Genomic DNA, 20641 nt, shown 5'->3' with positions numbered 1-20641 from the left:
AATCATTTGCGGACGTTCAAGCTCTTGTTAAAAACCAAGTCTAGTAATTTCGCTAGAAACGACTTAAAGATATATCCGCAGGTTAATCTAACTAATAAAGCCTTGATCTAAATTTGTTCATATCGTATTCATCTGAAACTAGCATTTGGTTGCTTATTTGTATTAGCTTCTCATATTCCTCAGGAAAGTGTTTTTTTAATCTGGCAATTCTTGAATAATGACTTGGTTCGAGCTCCTCCACTTCAGGAACAATCAGCCTCAAGCTCTTATTAAGGCTGCCATTCTCATAACTGTCTTCTAATAAAAGATCTAATACATCTAGGCCCAATTTATCCATTTCTGGTTTTAAACCCAAATCTAACAATAGCTGTACCGCCTCTTGAGAATTTAAAGCCGCAGGCACAAAAAGATCATTTCCAAACTTATCTTTGATAGAGAAGTCGAACTTTTCAACTTCTAAAGATTCCCATTTTTCAAAAGGTATGTGTTTAAATGCCAGCAAGCCCGATGGCGGTGTAGGAACTGATCTGGCGTTCCAAATAGGTATAATATTTTCAGTACTCCGTAATAATGAAAGCAACAAACGATCTGTTTCGAATTCAGTTAGTGGGGTCGAAGAACTGTAATCAAACGCTTCTTGAAGCTTATCTTCTCCTAGCATAGTAATGAAATCACTACGCGTTTCTCGGCTTCCATTAGGGCTAAATTGCCGAGTATCCCGCCATAGATTAACAAGAGTAGGATCAATATCATGCAACCTTTGAGCAGTATTGTCGTCATCTTGTGCAATACGTGTTATCAGATCATAAGTTTCACGATGATCAAGAAACCCTTCTTCAGCCAATAACTCCTTTTGAATTGATTCACAAGACTTTGATTTATTACTCAAAACCGCCTTTTTGAGTTCCATAGATTCGATCGCCTTAGATACCAACGAATCATCGGGCAAAATCTGAATAACCCGATTACTGCTATCTGCTAGGTCTATTCGATGCAAAGCTTTTTTGAGTTCAGGAATTAATGCTTTCGAACTTTGAAAGTTTCTTTTATTCGCAGGAGCTTTAAAAAAAGTAAAGGCTTCATTATCCATTTGATACCGTGAACCATGAGCTTTATAGCCCTTTTCAATGAGGTAATTAATAGTCTCCAAATATTTGTCAGGAAAACTCTCTGCATTAGCATAAACATCAACGTCATCAGGCAAGTTCATTATGGCTATATCTAAGCCTGTAATTATTCCCAATTCATTTGTAGGATGAACACCATATGTTTCCAATAGTTGAAGAAGCTTTACGTTGTGAGCTGAGGCTGCAAAGTCAGCTAAATTAGCATTTGAATCATAGCGACCTTGTGCGATTATAGGCATGTCCTCAATTGACACCGCTTGCGCGATAAGAACCTCTAAATATTCATATGGCAAATCATTCATAACTGCGATAGCAACATCGTTTACGTTAAAATTTCTCAATGATACTGCTTGTTTGAACTCTTCAACATTGAGGCTGCCGCCAGTTAGAGCGAACAATATAGATGGTGATAAAACGCGACTACCATTTATTTCAAGAGGTGATTCTAAGTATGTATTGAAGTTTTCATCGTTCTCAAGCAAGGCGAAAACGTCTGATTTACTAACTTCATTGTCTAACACTAAGCCCATACTTAATCCATTAGAGTCGCCTTCAAAAGCTTGTAACCCTAGGACAATAATAGGAATGTTTATAACGGAAAAATTATTGATTACTGATAGGCCATTCCATTCATTTAAAATATCAACGGAAGTGGTGAAGTCGTATTTTTCTTTTTCTAGATTTATCTTTGCTTGAAGAAGTAAATCATCATAGCTGTCATAAAAAGGTTTATATTGATTGGAATATGCAAGTAGATCACGCCTTGTTTTTCCATTTCTCAACTCATGTTCCAGCGCTTGTATTAATATCTGATGTATATTGTTAACTTGGGTGTTGAAATCCAATTTCCGCTCTTTACATTGAGCATTTGCAATTGTTAATTCTTTGAGCTTTTGTGATGCGAATTTTTTGTTACTAAATGGAAAAACCTCGATGGAATCTTTGTCACTCAAAGCAGGGTGAATATCTTTGACATCAACATCATAATTGGTTGATTCTGTGCTTTTATTTAGGGATATGTAAATTACTAAGGTAATAATTAGTACTAACAGTAATGTTAACTTCTTCATTTTTATATCTTTCCATGAAAACCCAACATCTAGCCCTTAACGTGTGGGGCTAACCCACTGTTTAAACTACCTTTTATCTGAAGCGAACACAATATAAGTTTAGCTTACTCGTAGCTTTAGATTAAATGCCTGCTTTGAGTAAGCAACCCTATGATATTCTTGTGAAGTGAGTGTTTCTTGCTCGTTGTGAGCTCAACCGATGGAAGCAAAGCCGCCATCGATTTAAAGCAATTTAGCGATAGCCTGACCGATTTCGATTGCAAACATCATAATCAGTGCTCCCGCACAAAATGCAGCGAGAACTATCAAGCCAGACTTTTGCTGAGATGGAACTCCCTTCCACCATATTGATAATTCTTTCATTGAGTTACACCTATTTCACTTCCATATGCGGTGAACGGTAAACCACACTGTCGTTTAGCTCGATGCCTAGACCCGGCGCTTCGCTAACCTGGAAATAACCGTTAACAGGTTGTGGGTCCTGTATACAAAGTTCACGGTTCCAGTCTTTAATCGCATAAGTATGATGCTCGTGGATCAGGAAATTCGGCAATGCGGTTTCTAAATGCAACGATGCGGCGGTTGCAACCGGGCCGCCACAAACATGGGCCTGAATTCGTACATCAAACGTATCCGCATAGTCACACACTTTCTTGGTTTCGGTAAATCCACCACATAAGCCAATATCGGGTTGTAAAACATCGATGGACTGATCTTGCATATAAGGTTTAATGCCCCAGCGATTATACAAACGCTCGCCGCCAGCAATTGGCACATTGACCTTATCTGCGACTTTCTTATGAAGGTCGGAATTCAAATAATTCACCGGCTCTTCGTAATACATACAGCGGAACTCTTCCACCATATCGCCCAATTGGATCGCGGTGGTCGCGCCAAGCAGACTATGACATTCAAAGATGATATCGCCATCATCCCCCATGGCATCGCGAATTGCCCCAAGACGGGCACGAAACAATTTAAGCTCTGGGTTGGTAAAAATCTTGGTGCGATCGAAATGGGTCACGCCATGCATGTCGTACATGATTGGATCTACCTTGACGGCATCATAACCATCTTTTAAGGCTTTCTCAGCTGCACGGGCGTAATCGGCCGGATCATTCAACCGATTTATGTCTTTGTCCCAGTCAAACTGTAACTGACTGGCATAGGTGCGCAGCTTGTCATTTACCTTACCACCGAGTAATTGATATACCGGAACATTTAAGGCTTTACCCTTGATATCCCAAAGGGCGGTATCGATGGCGCTCATTGCCGCATAGATCACAGGTCCACCGCCTAAGGCCCAGAAACTTTCCCTAAGCATCCGCGACCATAATAATTCGGTTTGAAACGGGTCTAAGCCAATCAACATGGCTTCGGCGATTTCTTTGATCATATGCGCTGCTGCGCTATGTCCAAGATCGTAAGCCAGACCGGCTTCACCAACGCCACTGATGCCTTCATCGGTATGAATACGAACAAACACCGGATTCCAGACATCGCGTTTTGGGCAATGAATATCAAAAATTTCAACGCGGGTAATTTTCATTTTTATTCCTGTTTCAAAGATTGGAGAGCTTATTTCACAAAGTCAGGGTTGATTCTGTAGGCTTTTCTCAGCATCGCTGGCCAAGCCTTCTGGCCGCCGGTGGTGCCGGTATGTACGATCTTCGCCTGGGCAGTAATATTATCGATAATGGGTTTTCCGACCGTGAGGTTATCAACGCCACTCGCCTGCATGGACAGTTGGATTTCACAGGCTCGGTTTAAGTCATACATGCGCATAAACGCATCGCCTATGGTTGTCCCAAGCGTTAACGCCCCGTGGTTTCTTAGCAATAAATGGTTATTGGCGCCAAGATTATCCTGAAGCCGCTTTTTCTCAGCTGGGTTTACCGCCAGGCCTTCATATTCGTGATAGCTCATTGACGCTATGGAAAACATTGAATATTGACTTAACGGCAATAATCCTTGGGGCTGACTCGCCACCGCAATGGTTGGAATAGTGTGTAAGTGCAGCACACAGCCGGCATCATGGCGAACTTCATGAATTGCGCTATGGATAGTAAAACCCGCGGGATTAATTTGAAATGGGCCGTCATCGAGAATCTTGCCGTCGATATCAATTTTTACCAGGTTCGAAGCACAGACCTCATCAAAGGCGACACCAAATGCGTTAAGCAGATAATGATCCGTATCCGGGATCCGCGCTGAGATGTGGGTATAGATTAAATCGTCCCAACCAAAGTGCGCGACTAACTGATAACAGGCGGCCAAATCAACACGAGTTTGCCACTCAACGTCGCTAACCTGCCCTTTTAAACTTCTTACTGGTAAATCAAACACCACGTATCCTCAATGGCCAATGTGCGTTAAGTATATATAATTGTATCGACATTTTTATCTGTACTTACACTGACTGGAAATTAAAAATCACTCAGAGTACACTAGCATTTCAGATTTTGTCGTACTATGGATAGCAACTATTGAAAAATGCAGTACTTTTTCTTGTTTCGCTGTTAATAACCTCCCCCACATTTTCTCTCTTCGCCAAAGAATATACTCTGGATGATCAGAAGAGCCGGTTAATCGGTAGCGTGACCTACCACACAGTGAAAAAAGGTGATTATTTTCAAAAGATTGCCGAGCAATATGATATTGGATTTTTGGCTTTGATGGAATCAAATCCTGGCATTGATCCTACTCGATTAAAGCCCGGCATGATTTTAACCATCCCTTCACAGATGATTTTGCCCTATGCTGAACGAAAAGGCATTGTCATAAATCTGTCTGAGCTGCGCTTGTATTACTTCCCTGAAGACAGCAATAAAGTTCATGTATTTCCTGTTGGCATCGGCAAGATTGGTGATTCAACACCTACCCTGATTTCTTCGGTGAGTGAAAAACGCCATAAACCGGATTGGTATCCAACCCAAGATAAGCGCGAAGAATATGAACGAGAACATGGTAAGCCGATGGCAAAAGTCATTCCTGCAGGGCCGGATAATCCACTCGGTGATCATGCCCTGCGCCTTGGTCAAAGTGTCTACTTAATCCATGGTACCAACCAAAGGTTTGGTATTGGCATGCGGGTAAGTTCAGGCTGTATTCGTATGTATCCCAAAGATATTGAATGGCTCTTTAATGAGGTCGATCTGGGAACCCAGGTAAAAATTATCGACCAGCCAATTAAGATGACTTACCAAGCCCCGGATATGCGACTCATTGAAGTGCATTCACCGTTATCACTGGAAAATCATCAACAGCCAAGTCTGTTGCCTTTTTCAGAAGGCGTCAGGAATTTCCTGGGTAATGACCCGCATTTACTGGAACTGCTAGAAAACTACATTAAAGCGCCTAAAGGCATACCCATGCAGGTTTCTCCGGGTAGCTACGCGAATGAAGAAGACGCACCTAAGGTTGAACAAGCCGAAACCCTGTAGCACAACGTAAAAAGCAAGCCAGAATACACAGGCATTAAAAAAACCGGCTATTTAGCCGGTTTTTGTTATCAATCCATAGTGTCTATCTTAGTGCCTATTTTTTATAGGATTCCACTACATTATCAACGCGTTCGTTGGCTTCTGCCGCCATTTCTTTGGCCGCCATCGAATCCGCGGTAGCTTGCTGCTGCTGGACTTTAAGATCCGCGACTTCGCTACTTAGGCTATCAACCTGAGATGAAAGGTTATCCACTTTCATGGTCAGATCGGCAACATTTTTTTCCAACATCTCGTTACTTGAACAACCTGCAAGACCGAGAGCAAATACCATCCCTGCAAGTGTCATCATCTTGTTTTTCATCTAGCTACTCCAATAAATTAACAGCTAACAATTACAATCGCTCAATCACCACAAGTGATTAAAAAGCAATCGATATCATCTCGCAATATAGCACAATTATTCAAAAACGCTTTGTTTTTTTTGAAGAATTTGCTAACTACAATCAAGGGGTCAGAGTTGTTGAAGAAGGTGTTCAACAACTCTGACCCCTTGATTCGGAGAACGTAGAATGTCCGGGAATATTGCAATAGTTCAGGGTGACATTACCCAAGCGAAAGTCGATGCCATCGTTAATGCCGCAAATCCGAAAATGCTAGGTGGTGGTGGAGTCGATGGCGCGATTCACCGTGCCGCAGGCCCTAAGCTGTTAGAGGAATGTCGCAAGTTGAAAGCGACAAACGGTATTCGTTGTCCATTCGGCGAAGCGAGAATAACATCCGCCGGCAATCTAAACGCCAAATATGTTATTCATACTGCAGGACCAATCTACCGCAATGAGCTGCACCCCGAGTTGCTATTGGCTTCCTGTTACCAGAACTGCCTTGAATTAGCCTTGGAGCACCAATGCCAGTCTATCGCCTTTCCGGCAATATCCTGCGGTGCTTATGGTTACCCCTTAGAAGAAGCGGCCAACATCGCGATAGAAATTTGTCAAAATCCAAGATATCAGAACATTTCTATCCATTGTTATCTTTTCGATGACAGAAGTTATCACACCTGGCAACAGCAGTTTCAACGGCTGTAGTAATAGAATTTTTTAAGTATTCTTACGCGGCTGCTCAACCAATTTAAAGCTTGTATTATCGGCCCCATAAACGAATATCGCACAATGTTTCCATCCCTCGGGAATACTCCATCCTGCATTCTCACTGACGGTAAACTCATGGCGCTTGTTGGCACAACGAATATCAACTTTATTCAGTGAACCGTTAATATCGGATATTGAGAAGTCGTTACGAGCCAATCTATGAAACCAATGGCTTTTATCACCAATGTCGCCGTCAACGACAAAAATGTCGTCAGAATCAAGCAATACATCTATGTCTTCAACAACCCTATCAAATGAAGACATAAGATCATCCGCAACCTGCAATTCTTTGATCTCTTCATAGGTTTCTATTGCACTTACTAATTTATTCAACGCAACCTGCAAATTAAACTTGTTGCTGTAAACATAAAGCTTGTTATTTTCAGGCGCATTTTTCATCGTAACCTGTTCTAAATGATATAGCTGCAGTTGTGGATCGTTTTTCGCTTTTGCGTATTCATAAGCCAAGACATGTAAATAGTCATTTTCAGTTAAGTGACGATATTTGTAGCTTGTCATTTTCTCCAGACGTTTCTCAACTTCAGCGAAATCCTTCTCTTGTAAAGCCTTTTCCGCTAACGCGTAATTTTTCTTAAACTTACTACGTACAGCGTGAATACCGTTGGTCTTCATGGAAAAACCGATCCGCACTGTATTAACACAACGCTGTATAGGTTCCCCACCTTCCATTGCAGGGTGATATTGCCATTTTTTAACAGCTCGCAAAGACTCTCTGACAAAATCCGCACTACCTGAAGAGTCTCCAACCAATATGTTAGAAACACTACCATCCTCTTCGATAATAAAGCTTAATTCCACCCAGCCTTCACGAGCTTCTCTGGCCGCATCTATAGGGTACTTAGGTTCCACCCTTTCTTTGGGTGTAGGATTAACTGTGGTAGAAATATGTTTGGATTTCACTTCTGCATTAACTGAAAATTGCGACAGAATTCCCAAAACAAAAAAACTAATGGATAAGTATTTGAACATTGCGTACGTCCTGTATCTGCTTGCTAAGGTATACTTCCTTCAAATGATGATTCAGCTTTACAAATAACATTTTGATTTGCAATAAAAAACTCTGAAGTACCCAATACAGGTATTAAATAATTGGCAGTCCTAAATCTTCTTTCACATTCTCAATTACCATGTAGGTATGAGTCTGACTAACTCCCGGCAACTCAACAACTTTTCCTAATACATCACGATAATTGTTCATATCCGTAACTCTGAGTTTGAGCAAATAGTCAAAGCCACCGGCAACCATATGGCACTCTGCGACCTCTTTGATATTAACCACTTCATCACGAAAATCATTGAACACTTCCGCCTTGGTTCTATCCAGTGTCACCTGAATAAATGCCGACATCGGAATATTGAGTTTTTCAGCATTTAATACCGCGCCATAACGCAGCACATATCCTTCGGACTCAAGGCGTTTTACCCTATCAAGACAAGGGCTGGGGCTTAAATTTACCTTTTTTGCCAGTTCTACGTTGGAAATTCTGCCGTCTTTTTGCAAAGTGTCTAAAATAGTAAGATCAATACGATCTAAAGTACGTTGTTTGCTGCTCATGACGCCACCCCAATAAACACTATTTTATTTGGTTATATTAAATTTTAGCCAAATATTACACTGAATTATTCCAAATATCACCAGCATATTTGGGCTTTATTTGTCTACAATCTGCACAATTGTATCAGAATAACCGATGGGCCTTTGCCATGCTTTTTAATGGAAACCTAATTACCTCAGATCCGATCCGCCAGCAAATCCGAGATCTTTATCGCGCCGACGAAAACCAGGTGCTTGCCGATTTATTACCGATTGCAGAAATTAGTCCTGCAGCTAAGTCTCGAGCCTGGGAACGGGCTCGTCAGTTAGTCGTGGAAATTCGCAAGGATCAAATTGGTAAGGGTGGCGTTGACGCGCTGTTAAATGAATTCGCCCTTTCTACCGATGAAGGCGTGGTACTCATGTGTCTTGCCGAAGCTCTGCTGCGTGTTCCGGATAAGAAAACCGCCGACAGTCTGATTCGCGATAAATTGGCCGAAGGCGACTGGAGCTCCCATATCGGTAACTCCGACTCCATCTTTGTTAATGCCTCTTCCTGGGGGTTGTTACTGACCGGAAAAATGGTCAATTACACCGATAAAAAGAAGAAACAACAATTCGGATTATTGAAAAAAACCATCGGTCGCTTAGGTGAACCCGTCATTCGTAAAGCGGTGCGCTATGCCATGCAGGTTATGGGGACTCAGTTTGTGATGGGCCGGCAAATTGATGCTGCCGTCGAGCGGGCGAAAAAGACCGAAGCCAAAGGTTACACCTATTCCTACGATATGCTTGGTGAAGGTGCCCGCACCATGAATGATGCTGACCGTTACTTTGAAAGCTACATGAATGCAATTCATGCTATCGGTAAAGCGGCAAATGGTAAAGGGCCGCAACAAAGCCCCGGCATTTCAATCAAACTATCAGCCATACACCCTCGCTATGAATTTACCCATCAGGATCGAGTTTTGGAAGAGTTGATTCCACGCCTGAAACAATTAGCCCTGGCGGCTAAATCCTATGACATAGGTTTTACCGTGGATGCCGAAGAAGCGGATCGTCTCGATATCTCGTTAGATGTCATCGGTGCGGTATTTTCAGATTCTGATCTAGACGGTTGGGACGGCTTTGGTATTGCAGTACAGGCTTATCAAAAACGAGCCTTATATGTGATCGAATGGGTGCGTCAACAAACCCAAAATGCCAAACGTCAAATGATGGTTCGCTTAGTCAAAGGCGCGTATTGGGATTCTGAAATTAAAATATCTCAAGTTGAAGGATATGAAGATTTTCCGGTGTTTTCACGTAAGCCTTCAACCGATGTCTCTTATCAAGCCTGTGCGAAACGCCTGCTAAGCTATCGCGATAGTATTTATCCACAATTTGCGACCCATAATGCCTATACCGTCGCCACCATTTTAGAAATGACCGACGATGTATCAGGTTTTGAATTCCAGCGCCTGCACGGCATGGGTGAATCGCTCTACGATCAGGTTGTCAGCAATGACAACGTATCCTGTCGTGTCTATGCACCGGTTGGTGAGCACGCTGATTTACTTGCCTATCTGGTTCGTCGTTTATTAGAAAATGGTGCGAACAGCTCCTTCGTCAATAATATTGTTGATGAAGATATCCCTGTCGAAAGTCTCCTTCAGGATCCGGTTGAACAAGTTCAATCCTGGGTTAACAAGTACAATCCACAAATCCCTCAATCTTTGGATATGTATGGCACTGAGCGAGCAAACTCAAAGGGCATTGATTTAACCAATGTTGACCAGGTTAGTGTGATGCGTGAAAACCTCAATAACTGGTTTAATCACGCCACAGCTAATGCAGAGAGTGACGTCGAAGGCGCTGAGCCCGTTGTAAACCCAGCAAATCATAATGAAGTTATCGGTTATTTGCGTCATCTTGAGCCACAACAAATGACCGCGGCAGTTGATAATGCCCAGGCGGCATTTTCCAGCTGGTCTGAAACGCCGGTTGATGAAAGAGCGAACTTGCTACGCAAAACCGCCGATGCACTAGAAGCCAATCGCGACGAGTTGATTGCATTGTGTATCAAAGAAGCTGGGAAAATCCCAGTCGATGGTGTTTCCGAAGTTCGTGAAGCGGTCGACTTTTGTCGTTATTATGCGGCTCGTGCCGAGGAAATGTTACCATCGAATGAGTTGCAATCACGCGGCGTCGTTCTGTGTATTAGCCCATGGAACTTCCCATTGGCGATATTCTTAGGTCAGGTTGCCGCAGCGGTTGTCACTGGTAATACCGTGGTTGCCAAACCCGCCGAACAAACCAGCTTAATCGCATTACGTACCATTGAATTGATGAAAGAAGTCGGTATGCCTGACAATGTTGTGGTGCCAATTATTGCCCGGGGTTCCCAAGTCGGTGCTCATGTTGTTCCAGATGAACGTGTTCAGGCAGTAATGTTTACTGGCTCGACCGAAACCGGTACCTGGATTTCACAGAAACTGGCGGAACGTCAGGGGCATCAGGTGCCATTAATTGCCGAAACCGGTGGCCAAAACTGCATGATAGTTGACTCTACTGCACTGCCTGAGCAAGTGGTTGATGATGTCATCGCCTCTGGCTTTCAAAGTGCAGGTCAACGCTGTTCTGCACTGCGGGTACTCTTCTTGCAAGAAGACATCGCCGATAAAGTGATCACGATGATCAAAGGGGCGATGAAAGAATTACATGTTGGCGATCCAGCAATGCTGGCGACCGACATCGGTCCGGTGATCGATAACAAAGCGTTCACCGCACTGAACAATCACGTTGAATACCTCAAAGACAAAGCGACATTGCACTATCAGTGTGAGGTTCCGGATTTGGGCGATACGGGGAATTACTTCTTCGCGCCACGCTTATATGAAATCGCCGATTTATCGGTGCTTACTAAAGAGGTGTTTGGACCTTGTGTGCATGTGGTCCGCTTTAAAGGAAAGGAGTTGGATAAAGTCATTGATCAGGTCAACGGTACAGGGTTCGGCCTTACCATGGGGATCCACACCCGCATCGAAGATAAAAGTGAATATCTGGCCAAGCGTTCGCGCGCCGGAAATATCTACGTGAATCGCAATATGATTGGCGCCGTGGTTGGGGTACAGCCTTTTGGTGGCCGGGGTCTGTCCGGTACCGGTCCAAAAGCGGGCGGGCCTATGTACTTAACGCGTCTGGTTAAAGAGTCCGTGAGTGGGGAAAATCCACAAAAAGATACACAAAACAATGTGCAAGCCCTGCAAGCAATAGCCAGCAGCACACCAGGCAACAACGCGCCAATAGATACCATCATGAATCGCGCCAAGAGCGATGAAACAAACTGGTCGATGACAGAGGTACAATTGCGTTCATCGATTGTTCGGCAATTACTGGCAACGTTGGCGAGCAATGCCATTGTTCAGGCTCAGGAAGCAGATCTTGAACAAGCGTTGCAGGCAGCCAGAGTACAATTGAATACCTTTGAAAACACGTTAAGCAAGCCGATTGAGCTGCCAGGACCGACAGGCGAATCCAATAAGTTATATCTGGAATCTCGAGGCACGGTACTCGCGGTTCGCGATACAAATACATCGTTTGAGTACTGGTTAGTGAGTGTAGTGTCAGCCCTCGTTGCTGGCAACACCGTCGTTTGCGCTGTAACGGATGAATTCTTAAATGAAGCCACCGCGGTAGAAAGTGTGCTGCAAAAGCTCGGGTTAGTCAGTGGTATCTTCCAGGTGATTGGTTTAAATCAACTCCCAGAAGCCCTAGCTCATCCAACCCTTGCGGGAGCCATTTGTGGCCCACAAAGCTCGTTAGTAGCCTACTTGGCGGAGCATTTAGCGGCTCGCAAAGGTGCGATTTTGCCGGTTATCAGCCCAGCCAGTTATGGCGTGTTGCTGCATCGTCTAGTTACCGAGAAAACCGTCACTATCGATACCACCGCCGCGGGTGGTAATGCATCGTTGATGACGATGGAAGACGCGTAAGTTAACGGACAGGTGACAATCGCATTGGAATCATGCGATAGGGTGACAATCACATTGAAATGCATGTGATAGGGTGACAATCGCATTGAAATACATGCGATAAGGTGACAATCGCATTGGAATGCATGTGATAGGGTGACAATCACATTGGAATGCATGTGATAGGGTGACAATCGCATTGAAATCCATGCGATAAGGTGATAATCACACTTGGAATGCATGTGATAGGGTGACAATCGCATTGGAATGCATGTGATAGGGTGACAATCGCATTGAAATGCATGCGATAAGATGACAATCGCATTGAAATGCATGTGATAGGGTGACAATCACATTGGAATGCATGCGATAGGGTGACAATCGCATTGGAATCCATGCGATAAGGTGACAGTCCGGTGAAAAATACCGGACTGCTGACAACAAAAATGCGACAGCGGGAGCATTTATCCAGCGACGTCTGTCTGTCACCTTATAAGGCAAAAAACTGCAGTTTTTTGCCTTACCAATAAATCCGTAGCGCCCCGGTTACCCCCCAACCTTCGTATTCACCACCATCATTGGCGTCATCATCCATCATGGCATATTGGGCGCCAACATGGATTTTGAACTTATGCTCATTGAGAAAGAAGTTTACGCCCGCGAATAGTTCATGGTATTCATCACCGCGCCCGCCTTCAATTCTATTTTCATAGCGACCCAGCCGTACACCATTATTGTTATCACTATCCAGATAGGTATAGCGCATTACCGTTTGGACAATTTCATTGTGATCATAAAACGGCATGACTACCAATCCATAAACGTCCGGTTGTTCAAAATAGCCACTGCCATAGGCCAAATCGGTTCGAAGCCCCCACTGACCTTTTTGAAATTGTCCTGACAAACTGCTGACATGACCAAAATCTCGAGTACCGGCATTTTCATCTTCTTTATTGTAAACATAATCCAGACGCACCTCTCCTTCATCAAACCAGTCGTTTGCGGTGAATGTCTTACTGAGGGCCAACAAACTAAAATATGCTGCATCGCTAACGCCAATTTCTTCTTCAGGGTCACTGGAAAATATACCTGCGTAGTACGTCCAGTCGTCAGCAAATTCATTAGTTATGCTGATTCCGGTAAAATACTCGGCAGTGAACCAAAGGTTATTGGTCAGGTTATTGCGCTGTGGCGTCAGTAGCTTTTTCGAGGATGTTTTTCCGTCCAGGGTAAATCCCGCAGATTGCTTTAATATTTTCAAGGTTGCGCCGTTATCGAACGTCCAGGCAATGTTTGCATCCGTAAGTCGGTTATAGCTTTCAGACAGCGATTCATTCAGGTTAAAGTCCCCTTCAAACGACACGATTGCGCCGTTAAATTCACTTTTAAAGCCAAAACGAAAACGACGCCAGAGTAAATCGTCAAACTCCCCTTGGTCGGCATCAAACCAGGCGGCATCTTGATGCAAGCGGCCAGATAAATTAACGTAATCTCCGTCGTCATTTTTCCATAGCTCGGCGACATCCCATGCCGATTGAAAGGCACTTTTTTCTTCTTCGGCAAAACAACAAGAAGACCCGAAAGCAAGCAAGGTAAAAATACATGGTCCTAAAGCGGAATTTAAACTGGCAGGGGGAGACATGGCTACAGCCTCTGATTTTATGACAACGAACTATGAAATAAGAAAGGTAGTTTAAATCCTGATAATCGACAAATATTCAGAACTAACTATGCCGGATTTTAACGATTTTTCGCTTTCAAAGTGATACCGATTGATGATTACATGCTGTATTTAATAAGAATAATTTGCAGATTTACAAATTTGACGATTTAAAGAAGATTTGATGACAAACTATCCGTTAGTTTGTCTCAAACTTACGGTTCTATGGTTTCCAGAGAGAGAATTTCGACGATTTTAGCCTCATACTCTTCAACTTTATCTTCAAAGAATCCAACCTGATTCGCTACGACGGAACCGTCGCGCCCAAGCACAAAGCTGCTTGGCATCCCTTTTAACTGATATTGCTCACCAACCTTGCCACTGGGATCATAAATGATCGGGAATTTTGCGGGGTGATCCTTGAGGAAGTCTTCGGCAAAGGTTTTGTCCACATCCAGGTTCACGGTGATCACTCGAAATCCGCGTTCCTGATATTTATCCTGCATGGTGCTCATCCAGGGGAATGATTTACGACAGGGGATACACCAAGATGCCCAAAAATCCAGATAGATGACATCGCCCTTATACTTTGCCAACATTTGATTCAATTGTTGCTGAGCAATATTTGTAGATTCTGCGCTCTCTTCCTGAGCTTGACCGAAGATACTATATAGACCGATACCACTGAGTAGTACAACACTAAATAACATCATAGAAATCGTTTTAGACATACACGTTACAACTCATTTGTTTAATACTAAGCAAAACTACTCTGCGCAAGTGCACAGGCTACCATGAAGATAATTGTTTATTCTGCTCCACCGTTTCCTGCTCTGCTTCTTTGCGCACCTCTTCCACTTCCTGTTGATTCTGACAGCGCTCAACGACTTGATCGTCACGATAGTAACGAAGATTCAAACAATCCTGCTCATAGCGGCGTTCCAATTCGGTTCTCAGAATCGGCTGCCCCCGGGCATTATCTATCTGTTTTTTCAAGCTAAGACATTCGTTTTGTTGCTCTGAGCTTATGCGAATATCATCACAATTATCGCCATCCGATGAAGAGCAAGCGACTAAAAACAACGTTACAGAGATAGATAACAGGAATTGCCTCATGAAAGTCCCCTTTGTTATAAGTATTTTCCGTCACTCAAAGTGCTTTAGATCAACTTCCCTTTATAAGCGAACACACAACGAATTTTTATAGGCTTATACAAGGCGCTCGAATAAAAAACTCTCAATTGGGCGGTTTGAATATAACCAACATAGCAGTAAGATTTAATACAGGCAATATTCATCGCTGCAATGTTCAGCTAAAATATACCGCAACAAAGGAGAAGTAATGATGCAGGTCGTTGACTACAAACATCCTGAGGCTGCGCAGCAATTTGTCGCCTCATTAAGAGAAACTGGATTTGGGGTATTAAAAAACCATCCAATACAACAGCAGCTAGTTGAGTCTATTTATAAAAACTGGCAGGAGTTTTTCGACTCCGAAGAAAAGCATAAATTCGCATTCGACCCGGCAAAGCAGGACGGCTATTTCAGTCCGCAGATATCCGAAACGGCCAAAGGTCACAAAGAAAAAGATATCAAAGAGTATTACCATGTATATCCTTGGGGGCGCATTCCGGCGCAACTCAAAGATGAGATACTTGATTACTACCAAAAAGCGTCATCGCTGGCTGAAGAGCTACTGGACTGGGTCGAATCATATAGCCCCAGCGAAGTATCAAAGCTCTACCATGAACCTCTATCCAATATGATCAAAAACACGCCGAATACACTGCTTCGGGTATTGCATTATCCACCATTGCAGGGCGATGAGGATCCCGGTGCAATTCGCGCCGCGGCTCACGAAGACATCAATTTGTTAACGATTTTACCGGCCGCCAATGAACCCGGATTACAGGTACAGTTGCAAAACGGTGAGTGGCTCGACGTACCGTCAGATTTTGGTAATTTGATTATCAATATTGGTGATATGCTTCAGGAAGCCAGTGGCGGATACTTCCCGTCGACCAGTCATCGGGTAATCAACCCACAGGGTACGGATATGAAGAAATCGCGGATTTCATTACCGCTGTTTTTACACCCGAGATCGGAAGTGGTGTTATCTGAGCGTCATACTCAAGCCAGTTATTTACTGGAAAGATTGCGAGAGCTTGGTGTCAAAGATTAAAAAAATCAGAGTCACAATGGAACTCTGATCTTCGTTTATTCACTTATAATGGGCGGTGCGCACTATAACACCGTCCATTTTCGTATTACCAATCTTTGGAGCTTGGACTGTAATCATCTATTTTTGTCTCATTCAACACTTGAGTTGCTAAAACAGATTTTTCATCTTCGCCCTTGAACCAGGCAATCATACGCTTAAACGCACGGCCGATATCTTCAAAAACGATATACAGACATGGAATTAAGATTAATGTCACCACGGTGGCAAACAGTACACCATAGGCAAGGGAAATTGCCATCGGCACAACCATCTTCGCCTGCATGCTGGTTTCCAGCATAATCGGCACCAAACCAATAAACGTCGTTAACGAGGTTAACAATATCGCCCTAAAGCGTTTACAACCGGCCTCAACCACCGCTTTGGCGGCAGTGATACCCGTTTGTCGAGCTTTATTGACATAATCAATCATCACCAAAGAATCGTTGACGACGACCCCAGCAGCGGCAATCAAGCCAAAGAAAGAGAAGCTACTCAAATCCAGACCATGGATCATATGGCCAATCACAGCACCAATAAAACCAAACGGAATGACCGACATGATGATAATTGGCTGACTATATGAGCGCAAAGGTATGGCCAGTAAGCTAAAAATAATCAACAGGGTAATGCCGGCATCTCGCATCAAGGATCTTTGACTGTCAATTTCCTCTTGAATTTGACCACCTAGCTCGCTTTTTAACCCCGGGTATATTTTACGTAATTCAGGAATAAAGTTTTCACGAATATCCTTAGCGATTTCAAATGGCTCGGCCTGAAATGAATCGACTTTCGCCCAAACATTGATGGTACGGTTGCCATTTTCACGACGAATTTGGTTGACCCCATCGACAATACGAATATCGGCGATTTCCGACAATGGCACTTCCGCTCCATTAGGCGCTTTAACCATTACATCATCGACATGACCAATCGAGCTACGCTGCTCTAACGGGTAACGCACCATGACTTTAATTTCTTCACCGTTACGCAAAATGCGTTGCGCTTCCAGGCCATAGAAACTGTAGCCAACCTGCTGCGCCACATCGGCGAGCGTCAACCCTAAAGAATAGGCTAATGGTTTTAAGTCAAACTGCACTTCTTTCGCGCTGTCCATCCGTGAATCATTGACATCACTGACCCCCACTAAAGTGTTTAACTTATCTTTAAGCGCTTTGGAGGCTCCAAGCAATTGCTGATCGTCCTGAGATTCAAGTCTAAAGCTAATATCACCGTCATCCATATCCGAGCCAAACAAGGTATCTTGAATCTCCAGCTTTTTGACCCCGGGGATCACCGGCAAATTAGCGCGCCAGCGTTCAGCAACTTCAAACGTCGTCAACGGTCGATCTTCAGGTCTGACTAATTTAACCGTGATACCCGCCCGAGTTCGGTCTCTTAAATAAACCAGCATCACGTCAATCATTTTAGAGCCATGTTCCAACTCAAGCTGACGATCAACCTCATGCAAAGATTTTTCAATCGCCCGCGCGGCATCCAATGTGGCTTGCTCTGATGAATCCAGATTCATCTCAAGATTTACTCTTGGAAAATCATGAGGAACTTTCGGCATCCCCGTCGAGCGTACAAGACCACCACTAAATAACCCGACACACACCATAATTAAGGCGATAAACAAACAGACCAAGGCGTATCTATATTCCACGGTTTTTACCAACATAGGTCGGTAAACTTTGGCAATAAAGTTTTTCAACCCTGTATCAATTTTCAACCGTAATACATCAAACGGATTGCGTGGATTATGGACTTTGGTTTTCATCGTTGCTAAATGCGACGGCAAAATTAGTTTCGATTCGATTAATGAGAAGATCAAACACAGCACCACGACCATACCAATGGCTTGTCCCCAGGCCGCTTGCGGACCATCGGCAATAACAAAAGGCATAAAGGCGGCAATCGTCGTTAAGACACCAAAGGTTGCCGGCATTGCCACTCGTTTAACGCCACGAATCACGCTTTCGATGCTGTTGCCACTTTGTTCAACTTCACTGTGAGCACTTTCACCCATCACAATGGCATCATCAACGACAATCCCCAACACCATAATAAAGGCAAATAAGCTGGTTAAACTGATGGTGACATTGATAAATGACATTGGCATAAACAACAGTGTGCCCAAAAAGCAAACCGGTAAGCCCATCATCACCCAAAATGCCAAGCGAATGCGTAGAAACAACGCCAGCATTAAAAACACTAATATGGCACCACTGGCCAGGTTGGAGATCATCATATCCAGGCGCTCTTCCAGATATTCCGTTAGATCCACCCAACTTTCCAGATTAACGCCTGCGGGCAAGGTATTTTGCTTCGCGGCAATGTAATTATTAACGACATCAGCGATATCGGTAATCGATTGGTCATGCGCGGCTTTCACTTCAAACGACACCGCGTTTTTACCGTTAAACCTTGAATACTGGATACCTTGTTCAAAACCATCGGTGACAGTAGCAAGATCACCCAATAAGATCTTTGAGCCATCTTCACGCGTGATCAGCGGTAAGTTTTCAAATTCCTGCCCCACATAAGCCTGGTTTTCGACGCGCAGATTGATATAGCCGTTTTCAGCACGAATTTGCCCTGCAGACATATTTCGCGACCAGTTGCGCACCGCATTAGCAACATCGGTGAAGCTTAAGTTGTAGGCACGCAGCTTGTCTTTGGAAACTTCAATGGCGATTTCATAATTTAAACCACTATTGAATTCGGTAATGTTGACCAAGGGTAACTGCCGAATTTCATCATGAATTTTCCGGCCTAACTCCTTCAATTGAATCTGGGTTAAATCGCCATATAAACTAATATTCAGAACTTCCTGTTCCATTTTTATACGTTCAACCGTTGGCCGTTCCATGCCGGCAGGAAAGGTGGAAATAGAGTCTATTTGTGATTTAACTTCTTCGAGTACGACTTGAGCATCGTAGTTATCGTCGACACGGAACCAACCGTTGGATAAGTTACGACCCGAATAAGTAATGGTTCTTTCCAGCCCAGGTACGGATTCAAGCGCTTCTTCGACTTTAATCGTGATACCTTCTTCCACTTCCTGTGGCGCCGCGCCCGGATACGCAGCTTGATAACGTAACCAGTTAATTTCAATTTGCGGGAATATTTGTTTACGAATGGTGCCCATGGTAAGCAGACCACCAATGATGATCACCGCCATTAATAGATTCGCCGCAACCGGGTTGCGGGCAAACCAGGCAATCAAACCTTTATTGGTATCATCCATTAGTTATCTCCCAAAGCGACCTGAGTTGCAGTCTCATCACTCTCAACATCAATGGACTCCGCCGGTTCATCCAAAAGTAACGCCAGCTTCATTCCAGATAGCGGGTAGTCCAAGGCAGAAGTGATAATACGATCACCATTTTGCAGTCCTTGATTCACCACAACTGATTTGCCTTGTTGGCGTAGGATATTGATTGAACGATATTCCAGTTCGTCATTACTATTCATAATGGCGACTTTCTTATCCTGTACCAAATGACGTGGAACGACTGCCGCTTCACTTACCTTTAAGCCGTCAATTGTGGCATTTACATAGGTTCCGAATTTCAGCGGTGTCTTTTCTTCGAGCAGACCATATGGGTCTTTAATTTCCACGACCAGATATGACATTCGTGATTGACTATCAATTACGCCTTCAGAGCGCACGATTTCGCCTTGCCAGTTTTGTGATTTGCCTATCTGATCAGAGACTAAATTGACCGAACTTCCCACGCCTTGATCTTTGAGAAAGCGAAGTTGGTTGTTCGCCACCGGCAATCGAATTTCACCGGTATCAACAGACATCACGGCCCCCATTGGATTGCCCATCCCCACGACCGCACCCAAACCAACATTACGCTCGGCAATTAATGCATGATAAGGAGCGACGATATTGGTACGTTCAAGGTTACGACGAGCGCGTTTCACTGCTGCCTCTGCCGCTTTAACACGAGCCATTTCCTGAGCAAGCTGTGGCTTACGCAAACTTAACTCGGTTGGTGAGGTATCTTTAATTCGTTGCCATTCACGCTCGGCCACTTTACCTTGTGCCTTTTCCAGCTCGAGAGCTGAAGTTGCGGACGCAAGGTTTGCTTCGGCATCGACAAGAGCCGCTTCATAATCACTAGGGTCAATTTGCGCCAGCAACTGACCTTTTTCGACAAAGCCACCACGAACAAAAGTGTCTGATAGTTTAACGATTTGGCCACTCACCTGAGCGATTAGCTGTGTCTCATATTTCGGCTGTATCACTCCATAAGAGGAAACATCCAAGGATAATGAGCCAAGGGTGACACCTTTAACGGCAACGATAGGAACTACGTCTTCCTGTGGTTTTTCCTCCGGTGGCGTACGCATGCTGGATAGGACGACGAAAGCTCCCACCCCCATGACTAAGATCACAATTGGAAGCATAATTCTTTTGATTTTCACGATAAACCTCGGTATTCGGGCAATTTT

General features: G+C 43.8%; 16 protein-coding genes. 4 read left to right on the top strand and 12 right to left on the bottom strand.

Going from position 1 to position 20641, the window contains the following annotated elements; genetic code table 11:
• Nucleotides 1–91: 91 nt before the first annotated feature.
• The 4 genes from FE810_RS02535 to FE810_RS02525 form a co-directional block, all read right to left on the bottom strand.
• Nucleotides 92–2197, bottom strand: coding sequence for a hypothetical protein (locus FE810_RS02535; RefSeq protein ID WP_138318462.1), 2106 nt, complete (start codon nt 2195–2197; stop codon nt 92–94).
• Nucleotides 2198–2419: 222 nt separating this feature from the next.
• Nucleotides 2420–2560 carry a hypothetical protein gene (locus FE810_RS17040; RefSeq protein ID WP_171022223.1) on the bottom strand — a complete coding sequence of 47 codons (141 nt, stop codon included), beginning with the start codon at nt 2558–2560 and terminating at the stop codon, nt 2420–2422.
• 10 nt (nt 2561–2570) lie between these two features.
• Complete coding sequence (locus tag FE810_RS02530; protein ID WP_138318461.1) at nt 2571–3746, bottom strand: mandelate racemase/muconate lactonizing enzyme family protein; 1176 nt, start codon at nt 3744–3746, stop codon at nt 2571–2573.
• 29 nt (nt 3747–3775) lie between these two features.
• Nucleotides 3776–4543, bottom strand: coding sequence for a class II aldolase/adducin family protein (locus FE810_RS02525; RefSeq protein WP_138318460.1), 768 nt, complete (start codon nt 4541–4543; stop codon nt 3776–3778).
• A 140-nt stretch (nt 4544–4683) separates the two neighbouring features.
• Here FE810_RS02525 and FE810_RS02520 point away from each other — a divergent pair, with 140 nt between their 5' ends.
• Nucleotides 4684–5640, top strand: coding sequence for a L,D-transpeptidase family protein (locus FE810_RS02520; protein ID WP_138318459.1), 957 nt, complete (start codon nt 4684–4686; stop codon nt 5638–5640).
• Nucleotides 5641–5734: 94 nt separating this feature from the next.
• Here the strand turns inward: FE810_RS02520 and FE810_RS02515 are convergent, their stop codons facing one another.
• Nucleotides 5735–6001 carry an Lpp/OprI family alanine-zipper lipoprotein gene (locus FE810_RS02515; RefSeq protein WP_138318458.1) on the bottom strand — a complete coding sequence of 89 codons (267 nt, stop codon included), beginning with the start codon at nt 5999–6001 and terminating at the stop codon, nt 5735–5737.
• A gap of 208 nt (nt 6002–6209) precedes the next feature.
• Here FE810_RS02515 and FE810_RS02510 point away from each other — a divergent pair, with 208 nt between their 5' ends.
• A complete protein-coding gene (locus FE810_RS02510) occupies nt 6210–6725 on the top strand; it encodes an O-acetyl-ADP-ribose deacetylase (RefSeq protein WP_138318457.1) in 516 nt (171 codons plus the stop codon).
• Between the two features lie 12 nt (nt 6726–6737).
• Here FE810_RS02510 and FE810_RS02505 read toward each other — a convergent pair whose 3' ends face one another.
• Together FE810_RS02505 and FE810_RS02500 are read right to left on the bottom strand one after the other, a co-directional pair.
• On the bottom strand, nt 6738–7778 hold the full coding sequence (locus FE810_RS02505) for an energy transducer TonB (protein ID WP_138318456.1): 1041 nt from the start codon (nt 7776–7778) through the stop codon (nt 6738–6740).
• 112 nt (nt 7779–7890) lie between these two features.
• The gene (locus FE810_RS02500; protein ID WP_138318455.1) at nt 7891–8364 is read right to left on the bottom strand and encodes an Lrp/AsnC ligand binding domain-containing protein; all 474 of its coding nucleotides are present in this window, start codon (nt 8362–8364) and stop codon (nt 7891–7893) included.
• 149 nt (nt 8365–8513) lie between these two features.
• Here FE810_RS02500 and putA point away from each other — a divergent pair, with 149 nt between their 5' ends.
• Entirely contained in the window at nt 8514–12317 is a 3804-nt protein-coding gene (gene putA / locus FE810_RS02495) for a bifunctional proline dehydrogenase/L-glutamate gamma-semialdehyde dehydrogenase PutA (protein ID WP_138318454.1), read from the top strand.
• A gap of 499 nt (nt 12318–12816) precedes the next feature.
• Here putA and FE810_RS02490 read toward each other — a convergent pair whose 3' ends face one another.
• The 3 genes from FE810_RS02490 to FE810_RS02480 form a co-directional block, all read right to left on the bottom strand.
• Nucleotides 12817–13938 (bottom strand): porin, encoded by a 1122-nt coding sequence (locus tag FE810_RS02490; RefSeq protein ID WP_138318453.1) that lies wholly within the window; start codon nt 13936–13938, stop codon nt 12817–12819.
• A gap of 233 nt (nt 13939–14171) precedes the next feature.
• The gene (locus tag FE810_RS02485) at nt 14172–14687 is read right to left on the bottom strand and encodes a TlpA disulfide reductase family protein (protein WP_138318452.1); all 516 of its coding nucleotides are present in this window, start codon (nt 14685–14687) and stop codon (nt 14172–14174) included.
• Between the two features lie 58 nt (nt 14688–14745).
• Complete coding sequence (locus tag FE810_RS02480) at nt 14746–15072, bottom strand: hypothetical protein (RefSeq protein WP_138318451.1); 327 nt, start codon at nt 15070–15072, stop codon at nt 14746–14748.
• A 226-nt stretch (nt 15073–15298) separates the two neighbouring features.
• Between FE810_RS02480 and FE810_RS02475 the strand changes: the two genes are divergently transcribed.
• Nucleotides 15299–16138, top strand: coding sequence for an isopenicillin N synthase family dioxygenase (locus FE810_RS02475; RefSeq protein WP_138318450.1), 840 nt, complete (start codon nt 15299–15301; stop codon nt 16136–16138).
• Between the two features lie 85 nt (nt 16139–16223).
• On the opposite strand, the gene FE810_RS02470 is transcribed toward FE810_RS02475, so the two are convergent.
• Nucleotides 16224–19424 carry an efflux RND transporter permease subunit gene (locus tag FE810_RS02470; RefSeq protein ID WP_138318449.1) on the bottom strand — a complete coding sequence of 1067 codons (3201 nt, stop codon included), beginning with the start codon at nt 19422–19424 and terminating at the stop codon, nt 16224–16226.
• Entirely contained in the window at nt 19424–20614 is a 1191-nt protein-coding gene (locus FE810_RS02465; RefSeq protein ID WP_306416826.1) for an efflux RND transporter periplasmic adaptor subunit, read from the bottom strand. The genes FE810_RS02470 and FE810_RS02465 overlap by 1 nt, the downstream gene beginning before the upstream one ends.
• Nucleotides 20615–20641 lie beyond the last annotated feature (27 nt).

The sequence above is a fragment of the Thalassotalea litorea genome (assembly GCF_005843925.1).
Taxonomy (GTDB): Bacteria; Pseudomonadota; Gammaproteobacteria; order Enterobacterales; family Alteromonadaceae; genus Thalassotalea_A; species Thalassotalea_A litorea_A.
Note: the sequence above shows the minus strand (reverse complement) of the source record. Positions and strands in the feature narration are given on the sequence as shown.

Bases quoted from the DNA above. Each gene is read 5' to 3' on its own strand.
- putA (WP_138318454.1), top strand. From the start codon at position 8,514: ATGCTTTTTAATGGAAACCTAATTACCTCAGATCCGATCCGCCAGCAA.
- FE810_RS02515 (WP_138318458.1), bottom strand. From the start codon at position 6,001: ATGAAAAACAAGATGATGACACTTGCAGGGATGGTATTTGCTCTCGGT.
- FE810_RS02500 (WP_138318455.1), bottom strand. From the start codon at position 8,364: ATGAGCAGCAAACAACGTACTTTAGATCGTATTGATCTTACTATTTTA.
- FE810_RS02470 (WP_138318449.1), bottom strand. From the start codon at position 19,424: ATGGATGATACCAATAAAGGTTTGATTGCCTGGTTTGCCCGCAACCCG.
- FE810_RS02535 (WP_138318462.1), bottom strand. From the start codon at position 2,197: ATGAAGAAGTTAACATTACTGTTAGTACTAATTATTACCTTAGTAATT.
- FE810_RS02475 (WP_138318450.1), top strand. From the start codon at position 15,299: ATGATGCAGGTCGTTGACTACAAACATCCTGAGGCTGCGCAGCAATTT.
- FE810_RS02530 (WP_138318461.1), bottom strand. From the start codon at position 3,746: ATGAAAATTACCCGCGTTGAAATTTTTGATATTCATTGCCCAAAACGC.
- FE810_RS02505 (WP_138318456.1), bottom strand. From the start codon at position 7,778: ATGTTCAAATACTTATCCATTAGTTTTTTTGTTTTGGGAATTCTGTCG.
- FE810_RS02480 (WP_138318451.1), bottom strand. From the start codon at position 15,072: ATGAGGCAATTCCTGTTATCTATCTCTGTAACGTTGTTTTTAGTCGCT.
- FE810_RS02510 (WP_138318457.1), top strand. From the start codon at position 6,210: ATGTCCGGGAATATTGCAATAGTTCAGGGTGACATTACCCAAGCGAAA.
- FE810_RS17040 (WP_171022223.1), bottom strand. From the start codon at position 2,560: ATGAAAGAATTATCAATATGGTGGAAGGGAGTTCCATCTCAGCAAAAG.
- FE810_RS02490 (WP_138318453.1), bottom strand. From the start codon at position 13,938: ATGTCTCCCCCTGCCAGTTTAAATTCCGCTTTAGGACCATGTATTTTT.
- FE810_RS02485 (WP_138318452.1), bottom strand. From the start codon at position 14,687: ATGTCTAAAACGATTTCTATGATGTTATTTAGTGTTGTACTACTCAGT.